11 protein-coding genes are annotated in these 12,635 nt (G+C 68.5%); 6 read left to right on the top strand and 5 right to left on the bottom strand.

Annotated features, from left to right (window positions below; translation table 11 throughout):
• Positions 1-113 precede the first annotated feature (113 nt).
• A complete protein-coding gene (locus ACWDOP_RS10700; RefSeq protein WP_456344849.1) occupies positions 114-815 on the bottom strand; it encodes a hypothetical protein in 702 nt (233 codons plus the stop codon).
• Positions 816-1,062: 247 nt separating this feature from the next.
• On the opposite strand from ACWDOP_RS10700, the gene ACWDOP_RS10695 reads away from it, so the two are divergent.
• A complete protein-coding gene (locus ACWDOP_RS10695) occupies positions 1,063-2,073 on the top strand; it encodes a malate dehydrogenase (RefSeq protein ID WP_456344848.1) in 1,011 nt (336 codons plus the stop codon).
• A gap of 168 nt (positions 2,074-2,241) precedes the next feature.
• Here the strand turns inward: ACWDOP_RS10695 and ACWDOP_RS10690 are convergent, their stop codons facing one another.
• Positions 2,242-3,117, bottom strand: a complete 876-nt coding sequence (locus ACWDOP_RS10690; protein WP_454203135.1) for a TIGR03619 family F420-dependent LLM class oxidoreductase — start codon at positions 3,115-3,117, stop codon at positions 2,242-2,244.
• Positions 3,118-3,369: 252 nt separating this feature from the next.
• On the opposite strand from ACWDOP_RS10690, the gene ACWDOP_RS10685 reads away from it, so the two are divergent.
• The gene (locus ACWDOP_RS10685; protein WP_454202891.1) at positions 3,370-4,119 is read left to right on the top strand and encodes an SDR family oxidoreductase; all 750 of its coding nucleotides are present in this window, start codon (positions 3,370-3,372) and stop codon (positions 4,117-4,119) included.
• Positions 4,120-4,477: 358 nt separating this feature from the next.
• On the opposite strand, the gene ACWDOP_RS10680 is transcribed toward ACWDOP_RS10685, so the two are convergent.
• Both ACWDOP_RS10680 and ACWDOP_RS10675 read right to left on the bottom strand, forming a co-directional pair.
• On the bottom strand, positions 4,478-6,139 hold the full coding sequence (locus tag ACWDOP_RS10680; RefSeq protein WP_456344847.1) for a hypothetical protein: 1,662 nt from the start codon (positions 6,137-6,139) through the stop codon (positions 4,478-4,480).
• Complete coding sequence (locus tag ACWDOP_RS10675; RefSeq protein ID WP_454202893.1) at positions 6,136-6,465, bottom strand: type VII secretion target; 330 nt, start codon at positions 6,463-6,465, stop codon at positions 6,136-6,138. Before ACWDOP_RS10675 ends, ACWDOP_RS10680 begins: the two co-directional genes overlap by 4 nt.
• 203 nt (positions 6,466-6,668) lie before the next feature.
• Between ACWDOP_RS10675 and ACWDOP_RS10670 the strand changes: the two genes are divergently transcribed.
• The 4 genes from ACWDOP_RS10670 to ACWDOP_RS10655 all read left to right on the top strand — a co-directional run bounded on the left by ACWDOP_RS10670 (position 6,669) and on the right by ACWDOP_RS10655 (position 11,852).
• Positions 6,669-7,661, top strand: coding sequence for an NAD-dependent epimerase/dehydratase family protein (locus tag ACWDOP_RS10670; RefSeq protein WP_456344846.1), 993 nt, complete (start codon positions 6,669-6,671; stop codon positions 7,659-7,661).
• 31 nt (positions 7,662-7,692) lie between these two features.
• Positions 7,693-8,709, top strand: coding sequence for an Rv2578c family radical SAM protein (locus ACWDOP_RS10665; protein WP_454202895.1), 1,017 nt, complete (start codon positions 7,693-7,695; stop codon positions 8,707-8,709).
• Between the two features lie 111 nt (positions 8,710-8,820).
• On the top strand, positions 8,821-10,773 hold the full coding sequence (locus ACWDOP_RS10660) for a 2-oxoacid:acceptor oxidoreductase subunit alpha (RefSeq protein WP_456344845.1): 1,953 nt from the start codon (positions 8,821-8,823) through the stop codon (positions 10,771-10,773).
• On the top strand, positions 10,773-11,852 hold the full coding sequence (locus ACWDOP_RS10655; protein ID WP_456344844.1) for a 2-oxoacid:ferredoxin oxidoreductase subunit beta: 1,080 nt from the start codon (positions 10,773-10,775) through the stop codon (positions 11,850-11,852). The genes ACWDOP_RS10660 and ACWDOP_RS10655 overlap by 1 nt, the downstream gene beginning before the upstream one ends.
• A 138-nt stretch (positions 11,853-11,990) precedes the next feature.
• On the opposite strand, the gene ACWDOP_RS10650 is transcribed toward ACWDOP_RS10655, so the two are convergent.
• Positions 11,991-12,452, bottom strand: a complete 462-nt coding sequence (locus tag ACWDOP_RS10650; RefSeq protein WP_456344843.1) for a GNAT family N-acetyltransferase — start codon at positions 12,450-12,452, stop codon at positions 11,991-11,993.
• Positions 12,453-12,635: the final 183 nt, after the last annotated feature.

Here is a 12,635-nt window from a genome sequence, read left to right as displayed (position 1 = left end):
GCGCTTCCGGGCCACGAGCCCGTCGAGTACGTGTGGCGTGCCGTTCGTGAGCCCTGCGCGCTGATGCGCCGGGACAGCCCGGCGCGCAGCCTATTTCGGCGGAGCCGTGCCGATCAGGCCGGACGGTCGACATTCCCCATCGACCCGAATTCCCCGTGACCCAGAAGATCCGCGACACGCAGCAGCGGGGCCGCGTAGCCGGGGATTGCGCGCGGATCGCTCAGCCGGACGTTCGGTACGTAGGTGAGAAGGTCGGTCCCGGCCAGACTCCACAGCGGGACCGCGCCCGCGATGTGCGCCTCGATCAGGTGCGGCCCCACCATGGCTTTGGCATACGCCGGATCGCCCGCGTCGATGCGGAAGGTGTAGTCGAACAACGGGTTTCCGGTCGCGGTCTTCCGATCACCGAACAGCGCCCGGCCCAGCAGCGACCACATGCCCTGCGTACGCACCGACAGCAGCGGGTACGGCCGGTCGAGGTGCACCACCGTAACCAGGTATCGATGGGTCGTGGTGTCGGTGACAGTGGAATCACCGCTGGAGCGGGTGCTGGTGGTTTCGTGCGAGTACTCCGCCACCGTCACCCAGCGGCCGTCGATGTGACCGACGAGGCTGATGCCGATGCCGTGCCGGTTTCTGCCGGGCAGCCGGCCGGTCCACGGCGCGTCGCTTCGGTGGTGCACCCGCCATCCGGCCATCGCCGCCCAGCTGTACAGGCGGTCGACGCGTTCGCGTTCGGCCCGGGCCGAACTCGCGGCCGCCAGCATCATCAAGCCGAAGAATCCCGCCACGATCAGTACGCAGAGCCACCCCATCGCATATCCCTCCCCGTTCGGCCGCGCGGTCGGGCGCGGTCCCGCGAATGATCTTCCGAGCGGCTTAACGCTGAGCAGGGCAATCGGTTGGAATCGCCGCCGCCGGGACAAACACCCAGGTAGTCGATCTGGTCGAGGCGGATGGCCCGGTGTCTGGTTGATCACTTCCGGCCTCACCGCCGAGGCTTTTCGGGTGTGAGCGGGGATAGGGTGAAAACGGATATCTCGACTACGCGAGGAGTTCGTGGTGAGCGAGCAAGGCCGTCTGGAACCCGTCACCGTCACCGTCACCGGCGCCGCCGGGCAGATCGCCTACGGGCTGCTGTTCCGCATCGCCTCCGGCGCGCTGCTGGGTGATCGGACACCCGTGCGACTGCGACTGCTCGAGATACCGGCCGCCGTGTCCTCCCTCGAGGGCGTGGCCATGGAGCTCGAGGACGGCGCGTTCCCGCTGCTGGCGGGCATCGACATCACCGACGATCCGTGGGTCGGCTTCGACGGGGCCAACATCGCCATCCTGGTCGGCTCGCGCCCGCGCACCGCGGGCATGGAACGCGCGGACCTGCTGGCCGCCAACGGCCCGATCTTCACCGATCAGGGCGCGGCCATCAACGCCAACGCCGCCGCCGACGTGAAGGTGCTCGTCGTCGGCAACCCGGCCAACACCAACGCCTACATCGCCATGAGCAACGCCCCCGACGTGCCCGCCGAGCGCTTCACCGCCCTCACCCGGCTCGATCACAACCGGGCCATCGCGCAGGTCGCCGCGCGCACCGGGGCGGCGGCCGCCGACATCGAGCGAATCGCCATCTGGGGCAACCACTCCGCCACGCAGTACCCGGACCTGAGCTACGCCACGGTGGGCGGCAAGCCCGCCCTCGAACTCATCGGCGACCGCGACTGGGTGGAGAACGACTTCATCCCCACCGTCCAGCAGCGCGGCACCGCCATCATCAAGGCGCGCGGGGCGTCCTCGGCGGCGAGCGCGGCCAGCGCCGCCATCGACCACGTGCACGACTGGGTGCTGGGCACCGCGCCGGGCGAATGGGTATCGATGGCCGTGCCCTCGGACGGTTCGTACGGCGTGCCGCGCGGGCTGATCAGCTCGTTCCCGGTCACCTGCGCCGACGGTGCGTACAGCATCGTGCAGGGGCTCGAGATCGACGAATTCTCGCGCGCCAGAATCGATCTGAGCGTGGCCGAGCTGGCGGCCGAGCGCGACGCGGTCATCGAGCTGGGCTTCGCCAAGCACTCCTGAGCCGGCCGATGCTCAGCGCTGTGGCCGGGGCGATTGCCGCCGCGCGTCGTGAGGAGCGCTGGGCCCTGAGCATCCGGTAGTCGGTGCTCGCTCTCGCGCGATGACCGCGCGACGCGTGCGCCCCCGGCATCGGGAGCGCACGCGACAGCGGCTCGAGCGCGGCGGGACTCAGCTGTTCAGCTTGCCGATGATCTTCTCGCCGTACCACTTGATCTTGACGATCTTCTCCTCGAGGGTCTCCGTGTCGTGCTCCTTGGCGTAGGAGTTGCGGAAGCCGACGATGGCGTCGGTGATGCCCTTGTCCTCCATCCGCTTGACCCCGTCGACCGAGTAGGCGTCCATCGAGGCGGCGTGGATCTCGAACTCACCGGGATTGTCACGCTCGCTGCGCAATTCGTTGATGCGAGCCAGGTAGCGGTCCAGATCCTCGGGCTTGCCGCCGGCGTGCATCCAGCCGTCGGTCAGGCGCACCGCGCGCCGCAGCGCCGCGTCGCTGTGCCCGCCGACCAGGATCGGCAGCGGCTCGGTCGGCGCGGGGGTCATCTTGATCTTCTGGATGTCGTAGAACTCGCCGTGGTACTCGAAGTACTCGCCGGTGGACAGGCCCTTGAGGATCTCGATGCACTCGTCCAGGCGCTTGCCGCGCTTCTCGAACGGCACGCCCATGATGTCGAAGTCCTCCGGCCACGGGCTGATGCCCACGCCCAGCGCGAAGCGGTTGTTGCTCAGGCGCGCAAGCGAACTCGCCTGCTTGGCCACCAGCACCGGCGGGCGGATCGGCAGCTTGAGGACGAACGGGGTCAGGCGCAGGGTGGTGGTGGCCGCGGCGATGGCCGCCGAGAGCACGAAGGTCTCGATGAACGGCTTGTCCTCGAGGAACTCGCGGTTGCCGTCCGCGTTGTACGGGTACTTGGAGTCGGACTCCGCCGGGTAGGCGATGCTGTCCGCGACGGTGATGCTGTGGAACCCGGCCTCCTCGGCGGCCCGCGCCAGGGGGATGTAGTAGTCCGGGTTGGTCATCGCCTCCGCGTAGGTGAAGCGCATCGGGATCGTCCTCTCGACGGTGAGCAAGTACGAAAACTAGAACAGATTCTAGTTAGTAGAGGTGATGCTAGCGGGGGTTCGAGCGCACTGGCCAGAAGTCGGCGAGATCCGGGTGTATTGCCGCGGATCGTCCTGAATTGCCTGATCCTTTGTAGCGCATCCGGCTGGTGACCGGGGCCGGTGGTCCCGATGGCTGAGATCGCCGAGGGTGTGGGTTGCGGCGGCAATCTGAACCTTGTTCTAATCGCAGACATGACCATCGCCATCACCGGATCCGGGTCGGGCATCGGGGCGGCCACCGCCGCCGCGCTCACCGCGGCGGGCCACGACGTCATCGGCATCGACCTGCGCAATGCCGACATCACCGCGGATCTGACCGATCCGGCCGCCCGTGCCGCCGCCGTCGACGCGGTGCTCGAGCGCTCGGGCGGCGCGCTGACCGGACTCGTGCTCTGCGCGGGCGTCGGCCCGCACGTCCCCAACCCCAACTTCGTGGTCGAGATCAACTACCGGGCCACCGTCGCGTTCCTGGACGCGCTCTTCCCGGCCCTGCAGAAGGGCGAATCCCCTGCGGCGGTGGTGGTTTCGTCGGTGGCCTCCACCCATATCGCGTGGGCGGACAACCCGATCAACAAGGGCACCGAGGCCGAAGCCTTCGCCGAGGCGGGCGACTTCGCGGGCCAGTACGCCTACGCCTCGTCGAAGAACGCGGTCACCGTGGCCGTCCGCGAACGCGCTCCCGAATGGGGTGCGGCGGGTGTGCGCCTGAACACCGTGGCGCCCGGCGGCGTGGACACCCCGCTGCTGCGCGCCGGTATGGACGACCCGCGCTACGGCGACGCCATTCGCAACTTCGTTCCGCCGATCGGCCGCAACGGAACTCCCGATGAGATAGCGTCCCTGATCGCATACCTGCTCGGCCCGCAGGCCGGTTTCATCCACGGCGCTCAGTTCGTCATCGACGGCGGGATCGACGCCCAGGTACGCCCCACAGCGGTCTGATCGATCCGCCGGTCACACGCACCGGCCCCCATACGGTGTCGGAGCCCGCGAGGTGTACAAATCGCGTTCCGCCTCCACGATGCCGCGGTCCCGGAGCAGCTACTCCGACGGCCGCGGCATCACCTTTTCCTGGACGTATCGGCGGAGTTCGCGGCGCGGCAGCCGAATCGACGAGGCCTGGCGATGCCGCACCCCAATTCGAGTGAGCGGCACGGTGTCCGGTCGCCGGATCGCTCGACCGGGCGGTGAGCGGTCTGCCGGTGGAGTTGGGGTCCTCGGGTACGTCTGCACCGACGCACGTGTTCGTGGTCGGCGTCGCGCCGGCCTGTGCCCGCTACGGCGACTCGTCCGAGACGGATCAGGCTTGGGTGGGCTGGTCTTCTTCGGCAGGGTTATCAGGCTCGCCGATGACGCGGGGGATGGCGGGGCCGAGGTCGGCGGTGAGTTCGCTGTCGCCCGTGGGGCTTTGGTACGGCTGGACCGCGCGGGCGTGATCCTGGTCGGCGCCGCGGCCCGCGGCCGCCGCGGCGGGGGAGCCCATGAAGCCGGGGGTCAGGGGGCCGGTCATGCCGGGTACGCCGGGGCCGCCCGCACCGAAGGGGCCGGGCGCGGCCGGGGCGAGGCGACCGCCGGGTACGGACGAGCCGGGACCGCCCGGTGCGGAGGGTGTTCCGCCGCCTCCGCCCAGACCGCCGCCCCCGAGGCCGCCACCGCCGCCAACCGCCGCGCCTGCACCCAGACCCGCGGCCTTGGTGTCCGGATCGGTGGGTGAGCCCGGACCGGGTGCGGCCGCAACGGCGTTCGCCGCGTTCAACCCGCCCTCGATCAGCTGCTTGGCCTGTTCGAGAATCGGCTGACCGACGTTCTGCGCCAACGACTTCGCCACCTCGGCGGGGTTGGGGCCGGCGTTCTGCCCGAGCAATTGGCCGACCACGGCGTTGACCTGCGCGGTGTATCCCGCGAGCTCGCCGCGGGTCACGTTCACGACCGTCACCGCCGAGGCGAGATGTTCGGTGGCCGAGGCGATCAGCGCGGTCTGCGCGGGCGGGGCCAGGATCACCGGGGCCAGCGCCGTCGCCTGGGCGGCGAAGGACTGCGCGATGGCGGTGAGCTGAACGTTGCCGCGCTGCACCACCGCGGCGGCCTGCTCGGTCACGGCCGACAGATCGAAGCCGCGCTGGGTGGTCTCGCGGCCGTGCGCCTGCGCCTGCTGACTCGCGTCCTGCGCGCCGCCGGACGCCTTGCCCTGCCAGGCCGATTCGACGGTCTCGACCGCGCCCTTGCCGACCTGCAGCGCCGTCTCGATGAGCTGCGAGCCCTGGCTGAGCAGGGTGGCCGGATTCAGTTGCCCCAGAACGCCGGTGCCGAAGGCGTTGATCAGATCCAGGAACGGCTTGAACAGCGCGTCGATCCCGGGGATGGCGGGCAGCGCCAGGCCCTTCATGAGATCACCGACCGGGTCCGCGGGTAGCGGCGGCAGCACCGGAAGGGTCACCGCGGCGTTGCTCAGCGCGGCCTGTGCCGCGTCGAGGGCGGCGGGAATGCCGTTCACGGCCGCCTGCGTGCCCGAGAGCGCGCCCTGCGCGTCCGCGAGGGTGTGCTGCGCGCCGGAGAGCACGCCGTGCGCCGCGTCGATGCCGGGGGTCAGCACACCGGCCAGGGCGGACGAGGCGGAGCTGTCCGGGCCGTTCGCCCCGCCGAGACCGTGCGGCAGACCGCCGGTGAGCGGGGACCCCGCGGTCTCGATTTCCTTGCGGGACAAGACGAAAGCGGGCGGCGCGAAGGGCGCGACGTTGTCCGGCAGCTGACCCAGCGGCAGGTCCGGCAGTCCTGAGTGCTCGCCGCCGGCCGCCCCGGACGTGCCGGCCCCGACTGTGTCGAGCGCCGTGCCGCCGGATGCGTCGAGGACCCCGGGGCCGGATGCGCCCACGAGTTCGGGTGCAAGACCCGACGGGCCGGGAGCGCCGAGCTCTCCGATGGAAGGCACCGCGCCGATCACGCCGTTCTCGACCGGGCTCATGCCTGCTCGCCGATCGCGCCCTCGATCGAGCCGAGGCCGGCGGCGAACGCGGCATCGGTGCCGTCGTAGGTGGCGGCCGAGCCGAAAGCGGCCTGACCGAGGTGGGCGAACCGGCTCGACAGGGAGTTGATGTCCCGGTCGTGCAGCAGTTCGGCGACGGCGAAGCTGGCCAGGAAGTCGGCGCCGATCACGCCGAAGACCGGGGTCATGGCGGCCACGTGGGTTACGGTGTCCAGGCCGCCGGCCGCGGCGATGTTCGCGGCGACGCCGTCCTGCGTCGCGGCGAAAGTGCGAACCGCCGCGGTATCGACCGAGAGCTCGGCCATTGGTGCCCCCCAATCGTCGTGGACATGCGGGTGCGAATATAACGCATCGATCGTCCAGCTCGGCGTGGCGGATTAACCTCGCGCACGTGCGTCCGGGCCGCCTGCTTGGTATGCGGGCGCATGCCGAGTCAGGTACGCGAGCGTCTCCGGATCGGGTCCCGGCCGTTCTTGCAAATTAGAACAAGTTCTATATTCTTCATCACATGAAGGTCGCAGTCACCGGCGCCGCCGGGTTCCTTGGCACCAATTTGCTTCGCCTGCTTACCGATCGCGGTCACGAGGTCACCGCCATCGACCGTGTCAAGCCCGCCGGACCGGCCGTCCCGGGTGTCACCTGGGTCAGCGGCGACGTCCTCGATCCCGCCTCCATGCGCCGGACGCTGGAGGGCGCGGAAGTCGTCTACCACCTCGTCGCGCTCATCACCCTCGCGCACAAGAACGACCTCGCCTGGCGGGTCAACACCGAGGGCGTGCGCGTGGTCGCCGAGGCCGCGCTCGAGGTCGGTGCGCGCCGCATGGTGCACACCAGCTCCATTCACGCGTTCAACCAGTACACCTGCGGCGGCACCATCAACGAGCGCTCGCCGCGGTCCATCGATCCCGATCTGCCGGTGTACGACCGCTCGAAGTTCCAGGGCGAGGTCGAGCTGCGCAAGGTCATCGATCAGGGCTTGGATGCGGTCGTCTGCAACCCGACCGGTGTGTACGGCCCGGTCGACAACACCGACTCGCGCATCAACAAGACGCTGTGGGACGCCGCGCGCGGCCGCGTGCCCGTCATGATCAGCGGCGGCTTCGACCTGGTCGACGTGCGCGACGTGGCCAACGGCCTCATCCTGGCCGGCGAGCGCGGCAAGACTGGTGAGAACTACCTGCTGGGCGGACACTTCACCAACATGTTCGACGCCACCCGCCTGGCCGCCGAGGTCAACGGGAAGCTCAAGCCCGCCTTCGCCATTCCGGCCAAGTTCATCAACGCGCTGATGCCGGTGCTCGAGCCCGCCGCCAAGGCCGTGGGCAGCGACCGTATCTCCAAGGCGGCCATGGGCGCGCTGCTGTCGGCGCCGGTCGTGGAACACGACAAGGCGAGCACCGATCTCGGCTACCGGCCACGCCCGGCGGACGAGACGATTCGCGACCTCGTGGCCTTCTACAATGGGCAGAACTTCAAGACGGTCACCCAGAAGATCGCTTGACACCAGGTAGAACAAATGTTCGACTTGTGTGGTGCGGTGGCAGAGCCAGACCCTCGAGGCCGATGACGGCGCGCTGCCCGGGCTCGAACGCGCGGGGTTCGTACGCAGCGTACAAACCCCGGAGTTCGAAGGCATCACTTTTCACGAAGTGCTCTGCAAGAGCGCGCTGAACAAGATGCCCGAGGGCGGCAGTCTGCCGTTCAACTGGACCGTCAACCCCATGCGGGGTTGTACGCACGCCTGCCGCTACTGCTTCGCCCGCCCCACCCACGAATACCTGGATCTGGACGCGGGCGAGGATTTCGACAACCAGATCGTCGTCAAGACCAACATCGCGGCCATCCTGCGCCGGGAGGTGCACAAGCGCTCCTGGCGGCGGGAAGTCGTTGCGCTGGGGACCAATACGGACCCGTATCAGCGCGCCGAGGGGCGCTACCGGCTCATGCCGGGCATCATCGGCGCGCTCACCGAATCCGGCACCGGGTTCTCCATTCTCACCAAAGGCACACTGCTGCGCCGGGATCTGCCGCTGCTCACCCAGGCGGCGCGCCAGGTTCCGGTGCATCTGGCCGTCTCCATCGCGATGCTCGATCCCGAACTGAGCACCGCGCTCGAACCGGGAACACCCTCGCCGCGCGCGCGGCTCGAGCTCGTGCGCGCCCTCGCCGACGCCGGGTTCGCGGTGAATGTCATGGTGGCGCCGATCATTCCGTGCCTCACCGACGGCCGGTCACAGCTGGACGATCTCTTCGCCGCCATCGCCGAGGCCGGGGCCGCGAGCGCGGTCGCCTTTCCCATGCATCTGCGCGGCAGCACCCGCGGCTGGTTCCTCACCTGGCTCGCCGAACAGCACCCGGCGCTCATCCGGCGCTATCGGCAGCTGTATGGTCGCGGGACTTCAGTGACACCGGAGTACTCCGCGTGGTTGCGCGGCCGGATCGATCCGTTGCTGGACAAGCATGGTTTGAACCGCGAACGGCAGGCCGAGCCGCAAGTGCGTGCCGCCGAATCGCATACGCCCGACCCGCAGCTGGCACTGTTCGCCTGACGCCGGCCGCGAAATCTCGACGTTTCACCGCTGTTTTCGCGGGTGTGTCGCGAATATAGCGGAGTAGTTTGGCGTTGGTACCTCTCACGGACGAGGAAGTGATGCAGGCGCATGGGTTCCCAGCATGACGAATCGGTGACAGCGGCCCGAAACGGCGCTGCCGCTGAGAAATTGGAAAAGGTTGTAATTCGCTTCGCCGGCGACTCCGGTGATGGTATGCAGCTCACCGGTGATCGATTCACCCATGAGGCAGCCGCTTTCGGAAATGATCTTGCAACACAGCCGAACTTCCCGGCCGAGATCCGCGCGCCCCAGGGCACGCTGCCGGGTGTCTCGTCGTTCCAGATCCAGATCGCGGACTACGACATCCTCACCGCCGGTGATCAGCCCGATGTGCTGGTGGCGATGAATCCGGCGGCGCTCAAGGCGAATCTGGAGGAGCTGGCCCGCGGGGCCACGCTCATCGTGAACACGGACGAATTCACCAAACGTAATCTTTCGAAGGTCGGTTACGCGGGGGATCCGCTCGCCGACGGGACACTGTCCGATTTCGTGGTGCATCAGGTGCCCATGACATCGCTGACCCTGGCGGCAACCGAACCGACCGGTGTGGGTAAAAAAGATGGGCAGCGCGCGAAGAATATGTTCGCGCTGGGATTGCTCTCCTGGATGTACGGCCGTCCACTCGGTGGTACCGAACAGTTCCTCCGGGAGAAATTCGGGTCCAAACCCGAAGTGGCCGAAGCGAATATTCTCGCATTCCGGGCCGGGTGGAATTATGGCGAAACCACCGAGGCGTTCGCGACGACCTACGAGGTCGCCCGCGCGACGCTGCCCGCCGGGACCTACCGGCAGATCACCGGCAACACCGCCCTCGCCTACGGGTTGGTGACGGCCGGTCAGCTGTCCGGGCTGCCGGTGTTCCTGGGCACCTACCCGATCACGCCGGCCTCGGACATCCTGCACGAGTTGAGCAGGCACAAGAACTTCGGCGTCACCACCTTCCAGGCCGAGGACGAGATCGCCGGAATCGGTGCGGCCCTGGGTGCTTCGATCGGCGGCGCGCTGGGCGTCACCAGCACCTCCGGACCTGGGCTCGCGCTCAAGAGCGAGGCCATCGGACTCGCCGTCATGACCGAGATGCCGCTGCTCATCATCGACGTGCAGCGCGGCGGTCCGTCGACGGGTCTGCCCACCAAGACCGAGCAGGCCGATCTGCTGCAGGCGCTGTACGGCCGCAACGGCGAGTCGCCGGTCGCGGTGCTGGCCCCGCGCTCGCCCGCGGACTGCTTCGACGCCGCGGTCGAGGCCGCGCGCATCGCCATCACCTACCGCACGCCGGTGCTGCTGCTCTCGGACGGATCCATCGCCAACGGGTCCGAGCCCTGGGCGATTCCGCAGGTCGGCGATCTCGCGCCCATCGATCCGGCATTCGAGCCCGAGGGCGCGGACGACGACGGCTTCCTGCCGTACGCGCGCGATCCCGAGACCCTGGCCCGGCCGCTGGCCGTGCCCGGGACGAAGGGCCGCGCGCATCGCGTCGGCGGTCTCGAGAAGGCCGACGGCAGCGGCAACATCTCCTACGAGCCCGCCAATCACGAACTGATGGTGCGGCTGCGCCAGGCCAAGATCGACGGCATCACCGTGCCCGACCTCGAGGTCGAGGATCCCAGCGGCCGGGCGGAACTGCTGCTCATCGGCTGGGGCAGTTCCTACGGGCCCATCGGCGAGGCGTGCCGGCGGGCGCGGCGGCGGGGCGTACCGGTCGCCCAGGCGCACCTGCGGCATCTGAATCCCTTCCCCGCCAACCTCGGCGCCGTGCTGGGCCGGTACCGCACGGTGGTCGCGCCCGAGATGAACGGCGGCCAGCTCGCCATGCTGCTGCGCGCCCGCTACCTGGTGGACGTGCAGCCGTGGACCAAGGTCGCCGGGACGGCGTTCTCCGCACAGGAACTGGTCGGGGTGATCGACGCGGCACTGGACGGCTCCATCGCCGAGATGGAGCAGAGCAAGGCCTTCGCGGCACGAGCGCGGGCCACCTACCGCACTCCAGGGGGTAACTGATGACCATCCTCGAAAACCCGCTCGTCGGAACGGATCTGGGGCTAACCGGATTGTCCGGGGTGCCGCACGCCGACGGTCCGCAGAAACCCAAGGACTACACCACCGATCAGGAGGTGCGCTGGTGCCCCGGCTGCGGTGACTACGTCATCCTCGCCACCGTGCGCGGGTTCCTGGCCGAGCTGGGGCTGAAGCGCGAGAATCTGATGTTCGTCTCCGGCATCGGGTGCTCGAGCCGCTTCCCGTATTACCTGGAGGCGTACGGGATTCACTCGATTCACGGGCGCGCGCCCGCCATCGCCACCGGGCTCGCGGTCACCCGGCCGGACCTGTCGGTCTGGGTCGTGACCGGTGACGGCGACGCGCTCTCGATCGGCGGCAACCACCTCGTGCACGCGCTGCGGCGCAACGTGAACATGACGATCCTGCTGTTCAACAACCGGATCTACGGGCTCACCAAGGGCCAGTACTCGCCGACGTCGGAGACCGGCAAGGTCACCAAGTCCACGCCGATGGGTTCGATCGACCATCCGTTCAACACGCTGTCGGTGGCGCTCGGGGCCGAAGCCACGTTCGCCGCACGGGCTCTGGACTCCGACCGTGCCGGACTCACCGAGGTTCTGCGCGCGGCCGCCGAACATCGCGGCACCGCGTTCGTGGAGATCCTGCAGGACTGCCCGATCTTCAACGACGGGTCGTTCGACATCCTGCGCAAGGAGAACGCGGAGTCCCACCTCATCCGGCTGCGGCACGGTCAGCCGATTCGATTCGGCGCGGACAACGAACTGGCCGTGGTGCGAAGCGGATTCGGGCTGAAGGTGGTGCCCGCGACGTCGGTCCCGGAGTCCGAGATCGTGGTGCACGACGCGTACACCGACAATCCCGAGTACGCGTACGCGCTGTCCCGGCTGTCCGATCAGGACATGACCCGGGTGGTGACCGGGGTGTTCCGGGCCGCTACCCGGCCCACCTACGACGACGGCGTTCGTGCGCAGCTGAGTGCGGCTCGCGAACAGAAGCCGGTGGCGGAGGGGACCCTGCAGACGTTGCTTACCGGTCGGGAGACCTGGACTGTGACATAGGGTTTCGGGGTATTTGGTGCTGTTTCTGATGCCCGGCTCCTTTGTGAGCCGGGCATCTTCTGTCTTCTGCGGGTTTCGGGGGCTGGAGCTCGTGCGTGGAATGGCTCGTATGCGCGGGGGTCCGGTGTGCGAGTTCGGCTAGGACCGGCGCATGAGGCGTTCGTCGGAGTCGTCGGGGGAGGGGCCCGCGTCGGCGAATCCGTGACGCTCGTACAGGCGGATCGCGACGGCGTTGTCTGTCTTGACCGACAGGATCACCGGCCGGGGCCCTGCCCATTTCACTACCGCGTCTATCGCGGCGTCCGATACGCCCTTGCCGCGCGCGAAGGGGGCGACCCACATCGAAATGAGCTCTACCGTCCCGGTTTCGGTGTCCGAGGGGTACGCGCCGACCATGCCGGCGGGGGTGCCGCGCCAGGAGACGACGGCGTTGAAGGGGACGTTGTCGAAGCGGGAGCGCCAGCGGGCCTCGGTGTCGCCGGGGCCTGTCCACTCGGCGAGGGTCGAGCCGAAGGCCCAGGGCGCGTCGGCGAGAGCGGCGAGCCGGAGCTGGCGCCAGAGTTGCCAGTCGTCGGGTTCGAGTACGCGTACCTCGATCATTTGCGTCAGTTTAGGGGGCTGCGATGGACGGGTTTCGGTGTTGTTGAATTGAGGGGGTCGAATTGTCTGAATAGTGTTGTATCCCAATAGAATTGGGCTATTCATGCTCGCTATGAAGGAGTAGAATAGAGGCATGGATTCGAGGAAGGTACCCACCATCGCGACCAGTGCCAAAGCACTCGG

The organism is Nocardia sp. NPDC003693 (genome assembly GCF_053981095.1).
The sequence above is the reverse complement of the archived record's forward strand: the minus strand, read 5'-3'. Positions and strand labels throughout refer to the sequence as shown.

Excerpts from the sequence above, each read along its gene's own strand:
- ACWDOP_RS10700 (WP_456344849.1), bottom strand. The coding sequence starts at position 815 with ATGGGGTGGCTCTGCGTACTGATCGTGGCGGGATTCTTCGGCTTGATG.
- ACWDOP_RS10690 (WP_454203135.1), bottom strand. The coding sequence starts at position 3,117 with ATGCGCTTCACCTACGCGGAGGCGATGACCAACCCGGACTACTACATC.
- ACWDOP_RS10685 (WP_454202891.1), top strand. The coding sequence starts at position 3,370 with ATGACCATCGCCATCACCGGATCCGGGTCGGGCATCGGGGCGGCCACC.
- ACWDOP_RS10680 (WP_456344847.1), bottom strand. The coding sequence starts at position 6,139 with ATGAGCCCGGTCGAGAACGGCGTGATCGGCGCGGTGCCTTCCATCGGA.
- ACWDOP_RS10675 (WP_454202893.1), bottom strand. The coding sequence starts at position 6,465 with ATGGCCGAGCTCTCGGTCGATACCGCGGCGGTTCGCACTTTCGCCGCG.
- ACWDOP_RS10670 (WP_456344846.1), top strand. The coding sequence starts at position 6,669 with ATGAAGGTCGCAGTCACCGGCGCCGCCGGGTTCCTTGGCACCAATTTG.
- ACWDOP_RS10660 (WP_456344845.1), top strand. The coding sequence starts at position 8,821 with ATGGGTTCCCAGCATGACGAATCGGTGACAGCGGCCCGAAACGGCGCT.
- ACWDOP_RS10655 (WP_456344844.1), top strand. The coding sequence starts at position 10,773 with ATGACCATCCTCGAAAACCCGCTCGTCGGAACGGATCTGGGGCTAACC.
- ACWDOP_RS10650 (WP_456344843.1), bottom strand. The coding sequence starts at position 12,452 with ATGATCGAGGTACGCGTACTCGAACCCGACGACTGGCAACTCTGGCGC.